Origin of the sequence: Thermococcus gammatolerans EJ3 (assembly GCF_000022365.1) — an archaeon.
Taxonomy (GTDB): Archaea; Methanobacteriota_B; Thermococci; order Thermococcales; family Thermococcaceae; genus Thermococcus; species Thermococcus gammatolerans.
Genome location: NC_012804.1, coordinates 25,837 through 43,307, shown reverse-complemented (window position 1 = coordinate 43,307; position 17,471 = coordinate 25,837). Strand labels below are relative to the sequence as shown.

The window sequence follows — 17,471 nt, the reverse complement described above, 5'->3', positions numbered from 1 at the left end:
AAAACCGTTTTAAGCGGGAAAGAGAAGTCAAAATCGAGGGTAAACAAAAATGTTAATCCGGAGGTGGTAGCTTGCCCTTCATAGTCGCCTTCGTCTTCGCCTACGTCCTCTGGCTCGTTCTAACGGCCGGAACCAACGGGCTACTCTGGAGCAGCCAAGAGCTCATAGCGGGCCTGATATTTGCTGGAATAATCGGGTACGCGACGAAGGACGTCGTCGGGGAGAAGTCGACCCGCTTCCTGAATCCGATAAGGTGGCTCGAGTGGATTGCCTACGCTCCGGTCCTCTTCTGGGGAATGGTCAAGGCAAACTTCCACGTTGCGTGGCTCGTCATAACAGGGAGGATAAGGCCCGGAATCGTCAGGGTTCCCGTTGACCTCGAGGAGGACGCACAGTACACGATACTCGGCAACTCGATAACCCTCACGCCCGGAACGCTGACCATAGACGCCCGCCCAGAGGAAAAGGCCCTCTACGTCCACTGGATTGACATACCGAAGGGAATGGAGAGGCCTGAGAGCTCGGAGCCCGTCTCGGGACCCTTCGAAAAGTGGGCCAGGAGGTTGGGGAAATGATTGAGCCGGTCTTTTTTTACTCGGCACTGATAATCTCGTTTGCGGCGTTCCTGGCGATACTCAGGATTCTCCTCGGACCAAGCGTCCCCGACAGGGTCGTGGGAGTTGATACGCTCAACACGCTCGTCGTCGCGGCGATGGTTCTCCTCGGAGCGGCCTACGACAGGACGATTTACATTGACATTGCAATCGTCTACGCGCTCCTGAGCTACATCGGAACGCTCATAATCGCGAGGTACCTCCAGGGGGGATTGGAATGAGCTGGGTCAACTACCTGATTTACGCCTTCCTCGCGGTAAACATCACCTTCAACCTCCTCGGGAGCATAGCCCTCCACCGCTTCCCGGACGTTTACACGAGACTTCACGGTGCGACCAAGTGCACCACCTTTGGAACGATATTCGCCGTTTTTGCGGTTGCGACCCACGCTTTGTACAGACTCCACGTCACGGGCGATGCGAAGTACCTCCAGATGACCCTCCACAGCTTCGTGGCCCTGATAGCGCTCCTCCTCACGAACCCGGTCGGAGCGCACGCAATAGCGAAAGCCGCGCACCTGAGCGGTTACAAGCCGGCTAAAGCCGTCATCGATGCATACGAGGAGAAGCTCGGGGGTGGGAAGGAATGAACGCCCTGACACTTGACATGATTATTCAGGCAATAATACTCATCGGCGTCCTCATCACTGCCTACCTCACGATTCGCTTCAGGGACCTTCTCGCGGCAACGCTTATGTCGGCCGCGATGAGCCTGCTCCTCAGCCTCGAGTTCTACATGCTACACGCGCCTGACGTCGCGATAGCCGAGGCCGCCGTCGGTGCCGGTGTGGTTACCGCCCTCGTGGTTTACGGCATAGCGAAGACCGAAAGATGGGAGGTGGAACGATGAAGAAGACGATAGCTTACCTCTCACTGCTCTTCATCCTCGGGGTGCTTCTCTACGTGGCCAATCCCAACTACGGCCTCAAGTTCGGCCCGGGCGGGGACGACTGGAAGAACCTCCGCTACACCGATGACTACTACATCACACACGGCGTTCAGGAAGTCGGCGGTACCAACATCGTCACGGACATAGTGTTCGACTACCGTGGCTACGATACGATTGGAGAGGCGACCGTCCTTTTCACGGCCATAGCGGGAGCGGTGGCCCTTCTGAGGCCCTGGAGGAGGGATGAGGAATGAGGCCGAGGTGCGGCACCGACATGGGGCTCATCGTCAAAACTTCAGCGAGGGCCATAATCCCGCTCATAGGCATCTTCGGAGCCTACATAGTGGCCCACGGTCACCTGACACCGGGAGGTGGCTTCCAGGGAGGAGCGACGATAGCTGGGGCTGGAATACTGTTTCTCGTGGCATTCGGCCTCAACGAGATGAGGAAGCACTACAACAAGCACCTGTACTCTGCCCTCGAGGGACTCGGCGGTCTCGTCTTCCTCGGCGCGGCGATGCTCGGCATAGGCACGGCGTTCTTCTACAACACGCTCTGGCACAACGGCCCGTTCTTCAACGGAAAGCCCGGAACGCTCCTCTCGGCAGGGTTCCTGCCCATAATGAACCTTGCCGTCGGCCTTAAGGTCTTCACAGGTCTCGTGAGCGCGCTCGTTGCCATAGCCATGTACCGGAGGTGGAGGTCATGATTCAGTTTCAATTCATAACGGCCTTCCTTCTCATAGTCCTCGGGATATATGCCTTCTTAGCCAAAAGAAACCTCATCAAGCTGATTCTTGCTCTGGACATCATAGATTCTGGCATTCATTTGCTCCTGATCAGCCTCGGCTACCGCATAGAGCTGAACGAGGTTCCGACGGCGCCAATTTACACAGGCTATGAGACCCTGAAGAGCCCGATGGTGGGGCCACTTCCGCAGGCTCTGGTCCTCACGAGCATAGTCATCGGCGTCTGCGTCCTCTCGCTGGCAATGGCCCTGACGATAAACGCCTATCGCCACTACGGAACCCTTGACGTGAGAGCTCTGAGGAGGTTGAGGGGATGAACGGGGAAGCAATCCTGCCCTACCTCATAATCATCCCGCTCTTCGGAGCGTTCTCGATGCCGATAGTGAGCCTCATCGGCAGGAAGGCGAGGGAAGCCTGGGCCGTAATAATCAGCGGTGCTACATTGGCTGTCGCCTCGGCGCTCTTCTACTCTGTCTGGGAGGACAAGGGGATAATCGTCTACACCCTCGGAGCCAAGAGCCCGCTCGGCCAGGGCGTCAGCTTCCCGATAAGGATAGTCTGGGAGGTAGACCTCCTCGGCGCGATAATGGTGCTCATGGTGGCCCTCGTTAGCTTCCTCGCGGTGGTTTACTCGCTCGGCTACATGAAGCACGACACTGGCTTGGACAAGTACTACACCCTCATCCTAATCCTCGAGCTCGGAATGCTCGGCATAGCGATAACCGGTGACCTCTTCAACTTCTACGTCTTCCTCGAAATCATGAGCATAGCGAGCTACGCGCTGGTAGCGTTCAGGAACGACACATGGGAGGGCATTGAAGCCGGCATCAAGTACATGTTCGTCGGCTCGATAGCGAGCTCGCTCGTCCTGCTCGGCATAGCCCTCCTCTACGGCCAGTACGGGACGCTGACGATGGGATATATGGCAATTAAGATCATTGAGAACCCGACGGTTACTGCAAAGGTCGCTTTAGCTCTCTTCATAGCGGGGCTCCTCTTCAAGAGCGGTGCTTCACCAGTTCACATGTGGCTGGCAGATGCCCACCCGGCCGCGCCGAGCTCAATAAGCGCCATGCTCTCCGGACTGGTCATCAAGGTCGGAGGGGTCTACGCCCTGGCGAGGATACTCCTCAGCATCTACGGCGCGAGCGTCAGCGTCAAGACAGTCGGCTGGGTCATCATAATCTTCGCCTGCCTGACTCTGATAATAGGCAACGCGATGGCAGTAGTCCAGACAGACATGAAGAGACTCTTGGCTTACTCCTCGGTGGGACAGATAGGCTACATCCTCCTCGGCCTCGGAATCGGCTTAGCGGCCTACGGAAGCCACACTGGCGAGGTGGCCCTTGCAGGAGCGATTTACCACACCTTCAACCACGCACTCATGAAGGCGCTCCTCTTCCTGATTGCAGGAGTCGTAATCCACGAGCTCGGCACGAGGGACCTGAACGAGCTGAGCGGTTTAGCTAAGACAATGCCGAAAACAACCTTCGCCTTCCTCATAGGAGCGGCCGCAATAGTGGGAATGCCACCCCTCAACGGCTTCGCGAGCAAGTGGCTCATCTACGAGAGCTCGGCCATATTCAACCCGATACTCGGCGCGATAGCGATAATCGGAACGGCATTCTGTACGGCAGCATACGTCAGGGTTCTCTACACCTTCTTCGGAAGGCCCAGCGAGAGGGTCATGAAGGCCAGAGACCCCGAGGCGAGCATGCTCTGGCCGATAATAATCCTCGCGGTCGCGATAGTCATCATGGGGCTCTTCCCCTGGCAGATAAGCGAGAAGATCATGCTTCCAGCGGTCAAAGCCCTTGAGGACCAGCTGGCCTACATAAGCGCTGTCTTAGGAGGTGCGTGAAATGTTCGGCTACTGGGATGCGCTCTACTTCGTCCTCGTTTTCATCGTCGGACTCATCCTGGCTTACCTCCTCGACAAGTGGGCGAAGAGGAGCGGAATGGGGACGAGGGAAGTTGGCGACGGGACGAAGATATTCATCAGCGGTGAGGACCCCGAGAAGGTTATTCCGGGCTTCGAGCACTTTGAGGGCAGCTACACCGGCAGGAACGTCATGTGGGGACTAACATACGCGCTCAAGCGCTTCTTCACGGCCCTCAGAGGGGAGCACACAGGACTGCTCACGGATTACGTGAGCTACCTGATAATAACGACCGCCTTCGTGATGGTGGTATTGCTCATCTGGGGGTGAGATGGAATGGCGATAACAGTTCCCGCCAACAACGGTTCAAACTCATCGGAGCGCGAGAGGCTTGAAAAGAGAATCGCCCAGCTGTGCCGCTACATAGGGAGGTCGCCCTGGGTCTTCCACGTGAACACCGGCTCGTGCAACGGCTGCGACATCGAAATCATAGCCATTTTGACACCGAGGTACGACGCGGAGCGCTTTGGAGTCAAACTCGTCGGAAGTCCGAGGCACGCTGACATACTCCTCGTCACCGGGCCCGTAACCAACCAGAGCCTTGAGAGGGTCAAACTGGTTTACGAGCAGACACCTGACCCGAAGATAGTGGTGGCCGTCGGGGCCTGTGCCACCGGTGGCGGTGTCTTCTACGAGAGCCCCTTCACCAACGCGCCGCTGAGCAACGTGATTCCTGTCGATGTTTACGTCCCGGGCTGTCCGCCGAGGCCGGAGGCGATACTACATGGGGTTGTTTTGGCACTGGAAAAGCTGGCTAAAATCCTGAAAGGAGAAGTCCCGGGAGGGGAGGAACATGAATGATAATCCCGTTAACGAGGCGAACGAGGTCAGAGAGCCCACCAAGACCCAAAAAGTGGCTGAAACAATAGCGAAGCGCTTTCCAAATGCCCAGGTCGAGGTCAGGGTCAACAAGTGGGGGCGCGAGAGGGTCTGGGTCAGAATCCCGCGGGAGGACTACAAGGCCCTAATGAGGTTCATAAAGGAGCTCGACGGCGAGGCCCACTACTCGATAGGCATCGAGCAGGATTTGGGGGACGAGCTGGGCTTCCTGAGCCACCTCGCAATCCACTACGACGACGCTCCCGCGGTGTCGCTCATAGTTGACGTCCGCGCGCCGAAGGACGACCCGGTGATTCCAGACATCAGCGACGTCTTCCCCATAGCGACCCAGTACGAGAGGGAAGCGGCAGAGATGGTCGGGATAGTCTTCGAGGGCATCCCAGACAAGAGGAGGCTCTTTTTACCGGACGACTTCCCCGAAGGTATATACCCGCTCCGCCTCGACGACAAGGGCATTCCAGAGGAGATGGTGCACAATGCGGGTCATCCATATTATATCAGAGGAGGTGCTAAGAGATGATGCCTTTTGTTGAAGTTCGCGCTCATTCGCCGTCAGGCATCGTGAAAGGAGCGAACAAACCCATAACTGACCTTAAGAGACCTCCACAGGTAGAGGAGCGGGTTTGTGAGTTGAAGGCTTTCCGCGAGCGCTTCGCCAGAAGGGCTCTGGGAGGCGGTTCCCAATGACGAAGGTTGAGTACTGGGTCAAGATACCCTTCGGCCCGATTCATCCCGGCTTGGAGGAACCCGAGAAGTTCATACTCACCCTCGACGGCGAGAGGATAGTTGACGTCGATGTTAAGCTCGGCTACAACCTGCGCGGAATCCAGTGGATAGCCCTGAGGAGGAACTACATCCAGATAATGTACCTGGCCGAGAGGATATGCGGGATATGCAGTTTCTCCCACAACCACACCTACACGAGGGCGGTGGAAGAGGCCGCTGGAATAGAGGTTCCCGAGAGGGCAGAGTACATCCGCGTGATCATCGGCGAGCTCGAGAGGATACACAGCCACCTGCTAAACCTCGGCGTTTTAGCGCATGACATAGGCTACGACACGGTTCTGCACCTCACCTGGCTCGCCCGTGAAAAGGTCATGGACACGCTTGAGGCCGTTGCAGGAAACCGCGTCAACTACTCGATGGTAACCATCGGAGGCGTCAGGAGGGACATAGACGAGAAGAGGAGAAGGATAATCCTCGACATGATAAAGTACTACAAGGAGGTCTTCCCGCAGATTGAAGATATTTTCCTCCACGACCCGACGATAGAGGCCCGTTTCAGGGACTGCGCGGTTATAAGCAGGCGCGTGGCTTTAGAGCAGGGAGCAGTCGGGCCCACTGGAAGGGGAAGCGGAATCCGTGACGACGCGCGCTGGAGCGAGAAGTTAGGGGTTTACCCGGACCTGGGAATAAAGCCGGTCATGCCCCAGGACGTTACGGGCGAAAGGCCGAGGGGCGATGTATTCGACAGGATGGCGGTGAGGATAGGCGAGCTGTGGCAGAGTTTAGAGCTTATCGAGCACGCCCTCGATGGGATGCCCGACGGTAAGATAAAGGCCTTCCCCAAGGACAACGTCCTCTACGCGAAGCTTCGCCTTATGGTTGACGGCGAGGGAATAGGCAGGTATGAGGCGCCGAGGGGCGAGCTGGTGCACTACGTCCGCGGAAAGAAGGGAAGCGACAAGCCCCTCCGCTGGAAGCCGAGGGAGCCGACGTTTCCGAACCTGTTCGCGGTCGCTGAGGGCGTCAAGGGCGACCAGGTGGCCGACTTCGTCGTTGCTGTCGCCTCGATAGACCCATGCCTGAGCTGTACGGACAGGGTTGCGGTGGTCGAGAACGGAAGGAAGAGGATCCTGACCGAGAAGGACCTCATCAGGGCCTCGATAAAGAAAACGCGCGAGATCAATCCAGATGTGAAGGGCGACCCGACCCCCGTTGGACTTGGCTGTTCGAGGTGATGCTCATGGACGTGATGGGGAGCATAGTTTACCCGATTGCGGGCCTGCTCGGGCTCTACGGCTTCGTTTCGCTCGCCTCGCTCCTCTGGGAGGGAATAGACAGGAAGTTAGTGGCAAGGATGCAGAGGCGCGTCGGACCGCCAATCGTTCAGCCCTTCTACGACTTCCTCAAGCTAGCGAGCAAGGAAACCATAGTGCCCAAAACAGCCAACTACATGTTCAGGGCGGCTCCAGTTCTTGCCCTGGCAACGGCGATAGCGCTCCTGGCTTACACGCCGATGGGCTTCACCCCGATTTTGGCCAGCAAGGGCGACGTCATCGTTTTCATATACCTTCTCACGCTGATATGCTTCTTCAAGGTGGTGGGAGCGATAAGCTCGGGCAACCCCTACGCGAAAATCGGAGCGGCGAGGGAAGCGGCCATACTGGTGTCAAGGGAACCTGCCATGATGCTTGCTATCTTTGCAATAATGTGGCGCCTCGGAAAGCTGGGCGTTGACAAGCCCTTCAGCATGGGGGTCTTCTACCAGCACAACATCTGGGAGATAGGAACTCCAATGAGCTTCGTTGGGGCGGTAATACTCCTCTACGTCTTCTCCGTGTGGCTGGCGAGCGAGATGGAGGTCGGGTTCTTCAACATACCGGATGCGGAGGAGGAGATAGCTGAGGGTCTGCTCGTCGAGTACAGCGGGAGGTATCTGGCACTGCTCAAGCTGACGAAGGCCCTCAAGACCTTTATAGCGGCTTCCCTCGTCGTGGCTATATTCTTCCCCTGGGGGATAGCCGACTACTTCAACCTCGCTGGCCTCTCAGCAGATATCGTCAACCTGCTCTTCCACACGCTCAAGGTCTTCATCCTGCTCTTCATCGTCGGAAGCGTCTTCAGGGCCGTGACAGGAAGGCTGAAGGTAACCCAGGCCGTTGACTTCCTGTGGAAGAACGTCTTCTTAGCCTCGCTCGTGGGCTCGCTCCTCATAGCGATGGAGGTGATAATGTGAAGGCGCCGATACTCGTCCCAACAGTGCTCAAGAACTTAACCAAAAAGCCGGCGACCAATCTCTTTCCGAAGACGGAGCCAGTGCCAGTTCCGGAGGACTTCAGGGGAATGATAACGTACGACGTCGACAAATGCGTCGGCTGCAGGATGTGCTACAACGTCTGCCCTGCTGGAGTCTTCGTCTGTCTCCCTGAGATAAGGAAGGTCGCCCTCTGGACGGCCCGCTGTATCTACTGCGGACAGTGCGTTGACGTCTGCCCGACTGGAGCCTTAAAGCTGAGCAGGGACTTCCTGCTGGCGAGCTACGACAACCACGACGAGAGGTTCATCCCCCTCAAGTCGGAGAAGGTCGAGGAGATCAAGAAGAAGCTTGAGGAGCAGAAGAAGGCTAAGGAAAAGGCCAAAGGTGAGAAAAAAGCCGAAAAGAAAGCCTAGCTACTTTCCTTTTCACACTCCTTTTCCACGTCAAGCTCGACACCCATTTTGTTTGCGAGGGCTTTAAGCCTCTCGTAGTGGCCCCGCTCGATGTCGGCCAGGCGGAGGTAGATTGACCTGAGCTTCTCATCCCTGCATTCCCCGGCCAGCTTTCTGTAAATCGTCTCGGCCAGCTTTTCGCTTTCGAGGGCTATCCTCAGGACGTCGCCGAGGTCCTCGACCTTCCAGAACTTACCGAGGACGTTGAGGGCTTCAACGTTGGGAACGTTGACCTCAACAAGCTCCTCCCCGTACTCGCGCCGGTAAATCTGGTAGAGCTCGTCCCCGTGCTCTTTGGACTCGTCGCCAAGCTGTTTAAAAGTTTCGTAGACCTCCGCAGGAAGGCCGAGCTCCTTCGCCCTTTCGGCAAGCTTCCAGTATGTTTCAGCCTCCTCGTATTCGCCCCTGATCCAGTAGCTCAAAAGCTCACGCTCGTTGAGGTTTCTGATCCTTTCGAGGACTTCAACACCCATATCAACCACCCTGTTCTCTTAGTTCCCACATCCCGATAAAACTTCCGGCGTTATATAAGTGCCCTTATAAGTGAGGGGCTGATCCGGAGCAGGCTCGCGAGAAGCCGGGGCCGTTTTGCAATGGCCTTGAACGTTCTCAGATGGTCATCGAAGTCGGCCTGCTCCTCTATAACCTTTCTGGCCTCCTCGCTTGAGAAGACCTCAAAGAGCCTCTCAATGCCCTCCTGGCTCAGACCCTTGAAGACCTTCCTCACCTTCAGCCCGAAGGAGATCTGTCTCTTTATCTGCGAACACGAGGCTTCGTACGTTGAGAGGTCTCCTGAGAGTATGGCCCTCGCCAGATGGTGGGCGCAGATTGCGCCGAAGACTATTCCCCCTGCAGTTGTCGGCTTGATCTGGAGCGCGGCATCGCCGACGAGCGCGACGTTGTCCTTGGCCCATGGACCTCTCCATCCAAGCCCGACAGTTCCCGCCTTGAACTCGAGGATTGAAGTCGGCCTCAGTCCCCTTGCCCTGAGAAACCTGTTCAGGGCCTCAAGGCTCCCCAGCGTTCCAACCCTCGCCACCTCATCGCTCAGGGGTGCGACCCAGCAGAAGAACTCTGCGTTGAGGTCCTTGTTTACCCAGACCTCCACGAAGTCCCTCCTGAATTCCCCCACCACCTCCACCTCAAATCCCTTGAGGAACTCCGCGTTACTCTTGGCCCCAATCTCCCTCGCGACGGTGCTGGCAATACCGTCCGCCCCGACGTAAAAGTCGGCAGATACCTCGAAGGTTTCCTTCAGGTGCTGGAGCCTTGCCCTTCCTCCGCGGAAGCCCGTGAACGTAGTTCCAATGAAGTAATCCGCTCCCCTCTTCACGGCCTCTTCAGCGAGCTTTCTCTCCAGGGTTTTTCTGTCCACGATGTATGCCTGGGCCGATTTCCTCGCTATCTCAAAACTCTGTATCCTTGAGCGGAAGACGGCACCCCTGAGGGAATTTAGAACAGCTTCCTCTGGAAACCCAAGCCTCTCGAAGCTTTCCCTTCCAATTATGCCGGTGCAGGCCTTTCCGCCGAACGATCGCTTTTTCTCAACGACTGCCACATCGAGCTTTCCGGCGAGGAGTTTTGCCAGGTAGTTTCCAACGGGTCCACCTCCGATGATTAGGACGTCGTACCTCATCCTCACCCCTCGCCTGGAGTAGCTTTTAAACCCTAAAAACCTACCCTTTCGGGTGGTTCCATGAAGGTTCTGGTCACCGGCTTCGAGCCCTTCGGCGGTGAGGAGATAAACCCCTCATGGGAGGCCGTTAAAGCCCTCCCCGACGAGCTCAACGGAGCAACGCTCCTGAAGGTTCGGCTACCGGTTTCGTTCAAGAGGGTTAGAGAGATTCTGCCGAGGCTAATCGCCAGGGAAAAGCCCGATATCGTCCTCCTGACCGGCCAGGCCGGTGGAAGGCCGAACGTGACCGTCGAGAGGGTTGCGATAAACGTCATGGACTCAACGATGCCGGACAACGACGGCTTTAAGCCGGAGGACGAGCCGGTATTCGAGGGCGCTCCAGATGCTTACTTCGCCACAATACCAATAAAAGACGTTGTGAAGGCCCTGAGGAAGGCCAGAATCCCGGCTGGCGTTTCCAACACTGTCGGAACTTACGTCTGCAACACCGCGATGTTCACAGCTTTGCACACTATAGCCGTCTCTGGAATGGAAACGAAAGCAGGCTTCATCCACGTGCCTTTCAGCCACGCCCAGGCCCTTGAGAAGCCGAGACCGTCTATGGCTCAGGAAACGATAAACGAGGCGATAAGGAAAGCGCTGGAGTCACTCCTTGAATAGCTCGTTGAAATCGATCTCGTAGACGACGGAGCCGTTGAAGCTCTGGGCCTCCTTGAAGCGCGCTATGAGTGAGCTTAGGGTCTCTATCAAGGCTCCCCGTATCTCGCTCATTATTTTCTCCGCTTCTTCCCTGCTCCTGAGCTCAAAGACTTTGTCCCTCAGTTCGGAGAGCTTTATCTCCTCCTCTCCGAGTTTTATTGAGGGGTCTATGCCACTTAGGACCTTTTCGAGTTCCTCATCGAACTCCAGCTCCCTCACCCTGACCCGGTATACTCCGGTGAGAACGTCGTACTCCTTGTCAAACACCACCCTCATCTTCATGTTACCACCTACGTACTTTTGGCGTTGGATTAGATAACCGTTTTGGTGGCAACTTTTTAAAGGCTCCTCCGTACCCGGTATTAAGAGGTGGTGCTCATTCTTATCATTGGCATCGACGTCGTCGGTGAGAACCCAAAGCGCTTCGCGCTCGTGAGCTGGTACAACGGGAGGCTTGAACGAAAGGGCGAGTTCACACTCTATCGCTTAATCCGCTTTATCAGAGCAAAGAGGCCGGATATCGTGGCGATTGACAGCGTCACCGAGCTCGGCGACGACCTGAGGAAGTTCCTCCGGGCACTTCCTCCTGGCACGAAGCTCGTCCAGGTAACGGGGAGGCCCGGCGAGCAGCGCTCACTCCAGAGCCTCGCGAGGGAGCACGGGATAAGGACGACCGACAGGTTCGACCCCTATGAGGAGGCGAAGCTCTCGGCACTTCTCGCGAGTAAGGGAGTCGGCTACGAGGTCTTGGCCTTCGAGGACGAGGTCATAGTCAAGGTAACCAGGGGAAGGAGTCACGGCAAGGGTGGATGGAGCCAGGACAGGTATAGAAAGCGCGTTCACAACCTCGTCCGCGACAAGGTTAGGGAAATCGAGGACAGGCTGAGGAAGGCTGGGGTTCCCTTCGACCTCGAGACCGAGGAGAAGGACTACGGCTTAGCCAGAGGCGAGTTCAGAATCTACGCGAGCAGGGAAGAGCTCGCTGGAATCGTGAGGCCTATGCGAGGCGGCGACGTCGAGGTCAGGATTTACCCCGTCGAGAGGGCCGAGCTTGGCTTCGCCCCACTTAAGGGCGAGGAGGCCGTGAGGGAAAGGCGGAGCGTCATCGTTGGCATAGACCCGGGCATAACGGTTGGAATAGCGGTAATAGACCTCAACGGCAACGTGCTGGCACTCCACAGCGAGAGGAACATGCCGGTCGGCGAGGTCTTCAGGTTCATAAGCGAGATCGGGCACCCGGTTATAGTTGCCACCGATGTTTCCCCGGCCCCGGGTTTTGTCGAGAAGATAGCCCGCTCCTTTAAAGCTAATCTCTTCGTCCCGAGGGAGAGCTTAAGGGTCGAGGAGAAGAACGAGCTGTTGAGAAGCCTTGGCATCAAGGTCGAGGACGACCACCAGCGCGACGCCTTGGCGGCCGCCTACAAGGCCTATCTCCGCTTAAAGCCCAAGCTTGAGCACGTCGAGGCGAAGCTCCGCGAGGCGGGATTGAGCAAGAGGGCCGACGAGGTGAAAGCCCTTGTAATCCAGGGCTACAACCTCGGCGAGGCGATGCAAAAAGTTGCGAGGCGCGAGAGGCCGAGGGAGGAGGAAGAGCCTGAGAGCGGAGAGAGCGTTGACGTCAGGCCCTACGTGAGGAAAATCCGCGAGCTTGAGGAGAGGATAGCGTTTCTTGAGAGGGAGAACGAGGAGCTCAGGGGAATAATCCGTGAGCAGAGGAGAACAATCGAGAGGCTTGAGCGCAGAATAGCGGACTACGACGAGGAGGTCAGGAGAAAGGTCCTCCGCGAGAGGGAGCTTGAGGCGAAGGTGAAGCGCATAGAACTCCTCGAAACACAGCTGAGGGAAGCTAAAGCGGTCATCGAGAGGCTGAGCAGGGATTTGGTCAAGGTCAAGAGGATGAACGTGGTTGAAATCCGCGGTAGCGCGGTTCCGCTGAAAGTTCTTAGAGTCCTCAGCTGGCGCGAGCTCGAGAGGATAGAGCGCGAGGTCGGATTGAGGAGGGGCGACGTCCTCTTCGTGGTGAATCCCGCAGGAGCTGGAAAAGCGATAGCGGAAGAGCTCGTCGAGAAGGGAATTAAAGCCTTGATAACCGAGAAGCCCCTCCCGGGGCCCGTCAGAGAAGTTCTCCGCGAGGCTCATCTGCCCTTCTTCACGAGCGAAGAGCTCGACGTCAAAAGGGTTGACGAGTTCGCGGTCGTCGAGCGGGAGACGCTGGAGAGGGCCATCGAGGAGTTGTTAGAGCGCTGGAAGAAGGAGGACGAGGAGAGGGAGGCGGAGAAGTTCCTCAGGCTTGTGGAGGAGTACAGGATTGAGCGCATCAGGGAGCTCAGGAGAAAGGCCGAGGAAGAGCTTGAAGCGGAGAAGAGGAAAAGGTAAGGGCTTTAAGCCCCAGCGCCCTACATATTCCGGTGACGGAAATCAAGCTGGAACGAATTGTTATGCTGTCCTCACTCTTTCTGGTCTTCCTGGGCCTTTTGACGGCTTTGCTTAACGGGAGGAGCGACCACATTTACCGAACCTTGCTGGCAATGGCTGGTCTCTCGGTTCCCTTAGTCCTTCCGAGAAGGCTTCCGAACCCTCCCGAGAAGCTCAGGCCATTTTTGGCTCCAGTTTACGATGAAAAGACTATGGCAGTTCTTTCCATATTCATAGCGGTTCACGTTTCGCTCGTAAACGTCCCGTTCACGGGCTACGACCTTTTCCACAGGGACTGGAGGAACGCGGATATGATAAGCCACTTTCTCGGGGGACTTACGGTGTGGCTTATTACTGCCGAAATTCTCTCGGGCTTGAGGTCTCTTGGGATTAACCTCACGAGGGGGCAAATAGTTGCATATTCCTTCGTGGTCTTTTACGGGTTATCGCTCGGCTGGGAGATTGCGGAAAAGCTGAGTGAGAGCTGGATTGGTTTCATAGCGGAGAGCACCGCTAACAAGTTGCGAGACCTGCTCATGGACACCCTCGGGGCGCTCTTCGGGCTCTGGATGGTCGGGAGGAGGGATTATCCGTTCTCCTTGAGCGATTAAGCGATGTGATCATCCCATCCCCTCAAGCACGCTTTTGAGGGCCCTCAGGTACCTCGCCGTCTCTTCCGCCCCCTTCTCCGTTATCCTTACCGCCGTTCTCGGCCTGTCGGCGAAGACCTTGTAAAGCTTTACGTAGCCCGCTTTTTCGAGGGTTCTTAGATGGGAGTCGAGGTTTCCGGGGGTTACCTCAAGAACTCCGAGGAGTTCCTTGAAGAGAACTTTTCCCCTTGGCAGGAGGTAGAGCATGATCCCTAACCTTATCGGGTTCCCGAGGAAGTGGTTTCTCGTGAGCTCCCTGAGCGATTCCATCCTATCACCGCTCGATTGCTTTGAATGCTGAATAGAGGTACCAGAGCACGGTGAGCGAAAACCCCAGTCCGACGACGAAGCCGGCCCAGGCTATAGCTCCCTCTGCCATGCCGGTGGAACGTAGTATCCCGAGTGCCGGGATCAGGAACGCGGGGATTATCTCGCGCTCGCCGTTTTTGGGGCTAAAGCCCGCCATAACGAGCCACATTGCGAAGACTGAAAAGGCTATGAAGGTAAGGAAGCCGGTTGCGAGGCTGGCCTCCTCCGTGATGCCGGGGTTCAGGTCTGGAACGATGACCCAGCCGAGTACGATGCCGGTTGCCCAGGAGAGTCCTATGAGGATCCCCGCGAGGGGAGAGCTCTCGATCTCCCTTCCTGTAACCCTTCCGAGCCTTTTAAGTCTCTTCCAGATTCTCCCCGTGAAGACCATTGCAACGGCAAAGCCCAGCGGCCAGTAGATTAGATTGAACTGCCAGGAAATATCAAAGATGCCCAGCATGACGTAGTACAGGAGCATTATGGCCAGCCACACCGCGAAGTTCATCGCCCCGTACATCTTTCCAGCGGCTATCAGCCTGCCCTCCACACGCTCAAGGACACTCTTCAGTTCGCTAACCTCCTCCATTTTCCTCACCATTGGATGTTACGCTGACCGCTTATTTAGCCGATTGTTTCTCTGAATCTCAGAGCACAATGGTTTACGAGTACTATCAGAGAGGCCTTTCTTTGAACACTTTGGGGAGTTAGTGTTAAATACTTTAATGCATGATCATCAAATTGGTGATTGGGTGTGGAATTGCTGAGCACAGGTATTCCTCTGCTCGACGAGGCCCTTGGAGGGGGTCTCCTCGAGGACAGCAATCTCCTGATAATTTACACGACGTACTCGCGGGGGTGGGCGCTCGGTTTTGAGATAGTGCGGCGCAGGATAGGTATGGGTGACTTTGGCGTCATCCTCGATTCAGTTCTTCCGATTACACCCCTCCGTATGGAGCTCAGGGCTGTAAACTTCGATATCGACGAGCTCGGAAGAAGGGGAGACCTCGCGGTCGTGGACATATTCTCCTCCTTCTACGGCCTCAAGTACTCGGAGGATTACGTTTACACTGACCCGACCATAGATGAGAGCACGTTCCTCCCCAAGTACAACAGGCTCTACCGGCGCGTACTCACGGAGCGGATCGGCGACAGAAGGCCGGTAGGAATAGACGTTACAGTTGATGGAATGGCCTTCCTCCTCGGTGAGAAGAACTTCATCCGCGTCTTTCAGAGGCTCATGGCCCTCAAGGAGCGCGCCAGAATTTCGGAAAAGAGGAAGAGGCCCCTCAACATATTCCTCCTCAACCGGAGCCGCGCTTCCGATGAGCTCGTTTCCTGGATGTCCCTGTACAGCCAGTACGTCATAGAGTTCCAGCCCACCGAGAACTTTGGCGTCGAGAAGTTCTTTGTCAGGAGCTCACCGCTCCCCGATTTTGAGCCGAGTGTTGAGGGTTATACTTTCAGGCTGATAAGGGGAAGGGTTGAGATAGAGAAGCCAGAAAAGTCCGGTTAGTTTCCGTTTTTTTCTTTAAACCTTAAGACAATCAGTCCCGCCAAATTCGCCGAGGAGTGAAGCACGATTGCCGGGATTATGCCTCCAAGCGCGAAGAGGTAGCCGGCCAGCGAGCCGAGAACGAAGGCTCCCCCGACAGCAACAATCTTCCGTTTTTTGCTCCCTTCGTAGGCCATCCAGTGGGGAAGGGCGAAGAGCAGAGCCGAAAAGAGTATTGCGCTCCAAAAATGGCCGTAGCCCAAAATATAACCCTCGATGAGCCCCCTCGTGAAGACTTCTTCTCCCAGCGGAGCTAGAATGAGGAGAAGAACGAGCCTTTCAACGCCCTCGGGCATGAACTCCTCCATCGGAACTGAGGGATTACCTTCGAGCAGGTTGATTATAAGCGAGGCACCAAAGCCGAGAACAACTGCCTGGGGAACGTATCTGAAATCGGGAACGAGTCCAAACCTCTGGGGCCCGCCCATGAGCTCGATCACCGCAAGCGAGAGGAAAAACATCGTCAGTTGCATCGCGAAGCCGGCCTTTTTCGCCCATCTCCCGGCGACCAGGGTGGCAACGGTCCCTGAAGCGGATAAAATCAACAGCCACAGGGTAAGGGCAACCGCGAACTCAATCATCCCCGGTCACCTCCCGCAGGATTTTGAGGACTTCCCTGAGCTCTTCAATTCCCTCTTCGGTTATTTCGACGAACTTCCTCGGCCTCCTCCCGAAGCCGTAGTACGTCCTAACGATTCCGGCCTCCTCAAGCGTCTTCAGGTGAAATTCAAGGTTTCCGGCGGTGAGCTTCAAGGCTTTTCTCAGGCTCACGAAGGTCGCCCTTTCCCTCGACAGCAGGTAGAGCGCTATGGCTAACCTCGTCGGATTGCCGAGCGGAGACCTTGAGAGCCTCGCCAGTTCTTCGAGCATGTTACTCCCTCATTGCCCCCTTCAGGTGAAGGTAAGCCGTGAGCGAGAATGCGAATGCAACGGCCATCACGGCGTAGCCAAAGCCCGTGCAGAGAGCCGTCGAGGAGAGCAGTATCACCCCTGCCAGCGCTGTCTTCCAGTCCCTTTTTCCAGTGAAGATGAACTCAACGCCCGTCAGGAGGAGCAGGCCGAGCCCGATGAAGACCAGCATCCACAGGCCATCATTCTCGGTGTACATGCTGGCAATCAGGGCCGAGAGAGGCCACACGATAACCTGGGCAAGAACGTAACCCCTGGGCGTTTCCTCAATGTGCTCCAGGGCCTCTTCCAGCTGAATAACCCTTCTGAAGGTCTTTCTCTCTTCGACGATGAAGCCCACGACTGCTGCCAGCGAAAGCCACTGGATGGCGCTTCCTTCACCAATCCCGGCGTACTTTAACAGGATTTGTGCGAGGAGGTAAACCCCGGGCATCGCCCACGCCCAGTAGAGGAAAACGCTCGCTCTATACGCCTTCTTCGCGAAGTTGAGCTCCCTCTCGATGGCCTTTAGAGCTTCACTAAGTTCCTCCATGCTCCCACCGGGAAAAGTTTGAGTGAGCCTTTAAATACCCGCCCGGAAGTTTGGGGCGCAAACTAACCGCCGGCTCTCGCGAGCTTAAGCTTCCCCATGAAGCGCTCGATTTCCTCTGGATGGCCTTCCACGAGAACCCGATTGAGGACTATCCCGTTCCTCTCGATGGTTCCGAGAAGAGTCAGCTTGACCTCTGCCCCGCTCTTTCGCCTTATCTCCTCAAGCTCCTCAAAGGGAATGGCCGTCTCGATAATCAAGGGGAACACCTGGTGAAGTTTAACAAGACAAGTTGTTCAGTATACTAAAC

28 protein-coding genes are annotated in these 17,471 nt (G+C 56.4%); 19 read left to right on the top strand and 9 right to left on the bottom strand.

From position 1 onward, the window contains the following. Positions 1 to 71: 71 nt before the first annotated feature. From TGAM_RS00240 to TGAM_RS00175, 15 genes are read left to right on the top strand one after another with little or no spacing between them, the layout of a single operon-like run. Positions 72 to 575, top strand: a complete 504-nt coding sequence (locus TGAM_RS00240) for a monovalent cation/H+ antiporter subunit E (RefSeq protein ID WP_012751208.1) — start codon at positions 72 to 74, stop codon at positions 573 to 575. Beyond that, entirely contained in the window at positions 572 to 835 is a 264-nt protein-coding gene (locus TGAM_RS00235; protein WP_012751207.1) for a cation:proton antiporter, read from the top strand. The genes TGAM_RS00240 and TGAM_RS00235 overlap by 4 nt, the downstream gene beginning before the upstream one ends. Then, a complete protein-coding gene (gene mnhG / locus TGAM_RS00230; RefSeq protein WP_012751206.1) occupies positions 832 to 1,203 on the top strand; it encodes a monovalent cation/H(+) antiporter subunit G in 372 nt (123 codons plus the stop codon). The genes TGAM_RS00235 and mnhG overlap by 4 nt, the downstream gene beginning before the upstream one ends. Then, positions 1,200 to 1,463: a DUF4040 domain-containing protein gene (locus TGAM_RS00225; protein ID WP_012751205.1), complete on the top strand. Its 264-nt coding sequence runs from the start codon at positions 1,200 to 1,202 to the stop codon at positions 1,461 to 1,463. The genes mnhG and TGAM_RS00225 overlap by 4 nt, the downstream gene beginning before the upstream one ends. Then, complete coding sequence (gene mbhE, locus TGAM_RS00220) at positions 1,460 to 1,756, top strand: hydrogen gas-evolving membrane-bound hydrogenase subunit E (RefSeq protein WP_012751204.1); 297 nt, start codon at positions 1,460 to 1,462, stop codon at positions 1,754 to 1,756. Before TGAM_RS00225 ends, mbhE begins: the two co-directional genes overlap by 4 nt. Continuing rightward, positions 1,753 to 2,211, top strand: a complete 459-nt coding sequence (locus TGAM_RS00215; RefSeq protein WP_238516217.1) for a Na(+)/H(+) antiporter subunit B — start codon at positions 1,753 to 1,755, stop codon at positions 2,209 to 2,211. The genes mbhE and TGAM_RS00215 overlap by 4 nt, the downstream gene beginning before the upstream one ends. Beyond that, positions 2,208 to 2,567, top strand: coding sequence for an NADH-quinone oxidoreductase subunit K (locus TGAM_RS00210; RefSeq protein ID WP_012751202.1), 360 nt, complete (start codon positions 2,208 to 2,210; stop codon positions 2,565 to 2,567). The genes TGAM_RS00215 and TGAM_RS00210 overlap by 4 nt, the downstream gene beginning before the upstream one ends. Beyond that, the gene (locus TGAM_RS00205; RefSeq protein WP_012751201.1) at positions 2,564 to 4,111 is read left to right on the top strand and encodes a proton-conducting transporter transmembrane domain-containing protein; all 1,548 of its coding nucleotides are present in this window, start codon (positions 2,564 to 2,566) and stop codon (positions 4,109 to 4,111) included. The genes TGAM_RS00210 and TGAM_RS00205 overlap by 4 nt, the downstream gene beginning before the upstream one ends. A gap of 1 nt (position 4,112) precedes the next feature. Continuing rightward, the gene (locus tag TGAM_RS00200) at positions 4,113 to 4,460 is read left to right on the top strand and encodes a hypothetical protein (RefSeq protein ID WP_048810934.1); all 348 of its coding nucleotides are present in this window, start codon (positions 4,113 to 4,115) and stop codon (positions 4,458 to 4,460) included. Positions 4,461 to 4,466: 6 nt separating this feature from the next. Next, positions 4,467 to 4,991: an NADH-quinone oxidoreductase subunit B family protein gene (locus TGAM_RS00195; protein ID WP_012751199.1), complete on the top strand. Its 525-nt coding sequence runs from the start codon at positions 4,467 to 4,469 to the stop codon at positions 4,989 to 4,991. Beyond that, a complete protein-coding gene (locus TGAM_RS00190; protein ID WP_012751198.1) occupies positions 4,984 to 5,550 on the top strand; it encodes an NADH-quinone oxidoreductase subunit C in 567 nt (188 codons plus the stop codon). Before TGAM_RS00195 ends, TGAM_RS00190 begins: the two co-directional genes overlap by 8 nt. Next, the gene (locus TGAM_RS11190; protein ID WP_169302019.1) at positions 5,547 to 5,717 is read left to right on the top strand and encodes a hypothetical protein; all 171 of its coding nucleotides are present in this window, start codon (positions 5,547 to 5,549) and stop codon (positions 5,715 to 5,717) included. The genes TGAM_RS00190 and TGAM_RS11190 overlap by 4 nt, the downstream gene beginning before the upstream one ends. Continuing rightward, complete coding sequence (locus TGAM_RS00185) at positions 5,714 to 6,991, top strand: hydrogenase large subunit (RefSeq protein WP_012751197.1); 1,278 nt, start codon at positions 5,714 to 5,716, stop codon at positions 6,989 to 6,991. The genes TGAM_RS11190 and TGAM_RS00185 overlap by 4 nt, the downstream gene beginning before the upstream one ends. A gap of 5 nt (positions 6,992 to 6,996) precedes the next feature. Then, on the top strand, positions 6,997 to 7,989 hold the full coding sequence (locus tag TGAM_RS00180; RefSeq protein WP_048810933.1) for a respiratory chain complex I subunit 1 family protein: 993 nt from the start codon (positions 6,997 to 6,999) through the stop codon (positions 7,987 to 7,989). Continuing rightward, complete coding sequence (locus TGAM_RS00175; RefSeq protein ID WP_012751195.1) at positions 7,986 to 8,423, top strand: 4Fe-4S binding protein; 438 nt, start codon at positions 7,986 to 7,988, stop codon at positions 8,421 to 8,423. Before TGAM_RS00180 ends, TGAM_RS00175 begins: the two co-directional genes overlap by 4 nt. On the opposite strand, the gene TGAM_RS00170 is transcribed toward TGAM_RS00175, so the two are convergent. Both TGAM_RS00170 and TGAM_RS00165 read right to left on the bottom strand, forming a co-directional pair. After that, the gene (locus TGAM_RS00170; RefSeq protein WP_048810932.1) at positions 8,420 to 8,935 is read right to left on the bottom strand and encodes a ferritin-like domain-containing protein; all 516 of its coding nucleotides are present in this window, start codon (positions 8,933 to 8,935) and stop codon (positions 8,420 to 8,422) included. The genes TGAM_RS00175 and TGAM_RS00170 overlap by 4 nt on opposite strands. Positions 8,936 to 8,985: 50 nt before the next feature. Continuing rightward, positions 8,986 to 10,098 carry a geranylgeranyl reductase family protein gene (locus tag TGAM_RS00165; protein WP_012751193.1) on the bottom strand — a complete coding sequence of 371 codons (1,113 nt, stop codon included), beginning with the start codon at positions 10,096 to 10,098 and terminating at the stop codon, positions 8,986 to 8,988. A gap of 60 nt (positions 10,099 to 10,158) precedes the next feature. On the opposite strand from TGAM_RS00165, the gene pcp reads away from it, so the two are divergent. After that, positions 10,159 to 10,758 (top strand): pyroglutamyl-peptidase I, encoded by a 600-nt coding sequence (gene pcp / locus TGAM_RS00160; RefSeq protein WP_012751192.1) that lies wholly within the window; start codon positions 10,159 to 10,161, stop codon positions 10,756 to 10,758. Here pcp and TGAM_RS00155 read toward each other — a convergent pair. After that, entirely contained in the window at positions 10,744 to 11,079 is a 336-nt protein-coding gene (locus TGAM_RS00155; RefSeq protein WP_012751191.1) for a hypothetical protein, read from the bottom strand. The two genes, pcp and TGAM_RS00155, sit on opposite strands and share 15 nt — an antisense overlap. A gap of 87 nt (positions 11,080 to 11,166) precedes the next feature. On the opposite strand from TGAM_RS00155, the gene TGAM_RS00150 reads away from it, so the two are divergent. Together TGAM_RS00150 and TGAM_RS00145 are read left to right on the top strand one after the other, a co-directional pair. Continuing rightward, positions 11,167 to 13,173, top strand: a complete 2,007-nt coding sequence (locus tag TGAM_RS00150; protein ID WP_012751190.1) for a DUF460 domain-containing protein — start codon at positions 11,167 to 11,169, stop codon at positions 13,171 to 13,173. Between the two features lie 32 nt (positions 13,174 to 13,205). After that, entirely contained in the window at positions 13,206 to 13,823 is a 618-nt protein-coding gene (locus tag TGAM_RS00145; protein ID WP_012751189.1) for a hypothetical protein, read from the top strand. A 9-nt stretch (positions 13,824 to 13,832) separates the two neighbouring features. On the opposite strand, the gene TGAM_RS00140 is transcribed toward TGAM_RS00145, so the two are convergent. Together TGAM_RS00140 and TGAM_RS00135 are read right to left on the bottom strand one after the other, a co-directional pair. Then, entirely contained in the window at positions 13,833 to 14,132 is a 300-nt protein-coding gene (locus TGAM_RS00140; protein WP_012751188.1) for a transcriptional regulator, read from the bottom strand. Positions 14,133 to 14,136: 4 nt separating this feature from the next. Then, positions 14,137 to 14,757, bottom strand: a complete 621-nt coding sequence (locus TGAM_RS00135) for a hypothetical protein (protein ID WP_012751187.1) — start codon at positions 14,755 to 14,757, stop codon at positions 14,137 to 14,139. A 165-nt stretch (positions 14,758 to 14,922) separates the two neighbouring features. Here TGAM_RS00135 and TGAM_RS00130 point away from each other — a divergent pair, with 165 nt between their 5' ends. Further along, positions 14,923 to 15,684, top strand: coding sequence for a hypothetical protein (locus TGAM_RS00130; RefSeq protein WP_048810931.1), 762 nt, complete (start codon positions 14,923 to 14,925; stop codon positions 15,682 to 15,684). On the opposite strand, the gene TGAM_RS00125 is transcribed toward TGAM_RS00130, so the two are convergent. From TGAM_RS00125 to TGAM_RS00110, 4 genes are all read right to left on the bottom strand, one after another. Next, positions 15,681 to 16,304 carry a CPBP family intramembrane glutamic endopeptidase gene (locus TGAM_RS00125; RefSeq protein WP_012751185.1) on the bottom strand — a complete coding sequence of 208 codons (624 nt, stop codon included), beginning with the start codon at positions 16,302 to 16,304 and terminating at the stop codon, positions 15,681 to 15,683. The two genes, TGAM_RS00130 and TGAM_RS00125, sit on opposite strands and share 4 nt — an antisense overlap. Next, positions 16,297 to 16,593: a transcriptional regulator gene (locus TGAM_RS00120; RefSeq protein WP_012751184.1), complete on the bottom strand. Its 297-nt coding sequence runs from the start codon at positions 16,591 to 16,593 to the stop codon at positions 16,297 to 16,299. Before TGAM_RS00120 ends, TGAM_RS00125 begins: the two co-directional genes overlap by 8 nt. Before the next feature lies 1 nt (position 16,594). Beyond that, on the bottom strand, positions 16,595 to 17,164 hold the full coding sequence (locus TGAM_RS00115; RefSeq protein ID WP_012751183.1) for a hypothetical protein: 570 nt from the start codon (positions 17,162 to 17,164) through the stop codon (positions 16,595 to 16,597). Positions 17,165 to 17,226: 62 nt separating this feature from the next. Then, the gene (locus TGAM_RS00110; RefSeq protein WP_048810930.1) at positions 17,227 to 17,421 is read right to left on the bottom strand and encodes a TIGR04140 family protein; all 195 of its coding nucleotides are present in this window, start codon (positions 17,419 to 17,421) and stop codon (positions 17,227 to 17,229) included. Between the last annotated feature and the right edge of the window lie 50 nt (positions 17,422 to 17,471).

What these genes read in the sequence shown, in the direction of transcription:
- TGAM_RS00235 (WP_012751207.1), top strand. Translation starts at nt 572, where the DNA reads ATGATTGAGCCGGTCTTTTTTTACTCGGCACTGATAATCTCGTTTGCG.
- TGAM_RS00125 (WP_012751185.1), bottom strand. Translation starts at nt 16,304, where the DNA reads ATGATTGAGTTCGCGGTTGCCCTTACCCTGTGGCTGTTGATTTTATCC.
- TGAM_RS00170 (WP_048810932.1), bottom strand. Translation starts at nt 8,935, where the DNA reads ATGGGTGTTGAAGTCCTCGAAAGGATCAGAAACCTCAACGAGCGTGAG.
- mnhG (WP_012751206.1), top strand. Translation starts at nt 832, where the DNA reads ATGAGCTGGGTCAACTACCTGATTTACGCCTTCCTCGCGGTAAACATC.
- TGAM_RS00185 (WP_012751197.1), top strand. Translation starts at nt 5,714, where the DNA reads ATGACGAAGGTTGAGTACTGGGTCAAGATACCCTTCGGCCCGATTCAT.
- TGAM_RS00205 (WP_012751201.1), top strand. Translation starts at nt 2,564, where the DNA reads ATGAACGGGGAAGCAATCCTGCCCTACCTCATAATCATCCCGCTCTTC.
- TGAM_RS00225 (WP_012751205.1), top strand. Translation starts at nt 1,200, where the DNA reads ATGAACGCCCTGACACTTGACATGATTATTCAGGCAATAATACTCATC.
- mbhE (WP_012751204.1), top strand. Translation starts at nt 1,460, where the DNA reads ATGAAGAAGACGATAGCTTACCTCTCACTGCTCTTCATCCTCGGGGTG.
- TGAM_RS00180 (WP_048810933.1), top strand. Translation starts at nt 6,997, where the DNA reads ATGGACGTGATGGGGAGCATAGTTTACCCGATTGCGGGCCTGCTCGGG.
- TGAM_RS00165 (WP_012751193.1), bottom strand. Translation starts at nt 10,098, where the DNA reads ATGAGGTACGACGTCCTAATCATCGGAGGTGGACCCGTTGGAAACTAC.
- TGAM_RS00135 (WP_012751187.1), bottom strand. Translation starts at nt 14,757, where the DNA reads ATGGAGGAGGTTAGCGAACTGAAGAGTGTCCTTGAGCGTGTGGAGGGC.
- TGAM_RS00210 (WP_012751202.1), top strand. Translation starts at nt 2,208, where the DNA reads ATGATTCAGTTTCAATTCATAACGGCCTTCCTTCTCATAGTCCTCGGG.
- TGAM_RS00155 (WP_012751191.1), bottom strand. Translation starts at nt 11,079, where the DNA reads ATGAAGATGAGGGTGGTGTTTGACAAGGAGTACGACGTTCTCACCGGA.
- TGAM_RS00140 (WP_012751188.1), bottom strand. Translation starts at nt 14,132, where the DNA reads ATGGAATCGCTCAGGGAGCTCACGAGAAACCACTTCCTCGGGAACCCG.
- TGAM_RS00120 (WP_012751184.1), bottom strand. Translation starts at nt 16,593, where the DNA reads ATGCTCGAAGAACTGGCGAGGCTCTCAAGGTCTCCGCTCGGCAATCCG.
- TGAM_RS00190 (WP_012751198.1), top strand. Translation starts at nt 4,984, where the DNA reads ATGAATGATAATCCCGTTAACGAGGCGAACGAGGTCAGAGAGCCCACC.
- TGAM_RS00215 (WP_238516217.1), top strand. Translation starts at nt 1,753, where the DNA reads ATGAGGCCGAGGTGCGGCACCGACATGGGGCTCATCGTCAAAACTTCA.
- TGAM_RS00200 (WP_048810934.1), top strand. Translation starts at nt 4,113, where the DNA reads ATGTTCGGCTACTGGGATGCGCTCTACTTCGTCCTCGTTTTCATCGTC.
- pcp (WP_012751192.1), top strand. Translation starts at nt 10,159, where the DNA reads ATGAAGGTTCTGGTCACCGGCTTCGAGCCCTTCGGCGGTGAGGAGATA.
- TGAM_RS11190 (WP_169302019.1), top strand. Translation starts at nt 5,547, where the DNA reads ATGATGCCTTTTGTTGAAGTTCGCGCTCATTCGCCGTCAGGCATCGTG.
- TGAM_RS00115 (WP_012751183.1), bottom strand. Translation starts at nt 17,164, where the DNA reads ATGGAGGAACTTAGTGAAGCTCTAAAGGCCATCGAGAGGGAGCTCAAC.
- TGAM_RS00195 (WP_012751199.1), top strand. Translation starts at nt 4,467, where the DNA reads ATGGCGATAACAGTTCCCGCCAACAACGGTTCAAACTCATCGGAGCGC.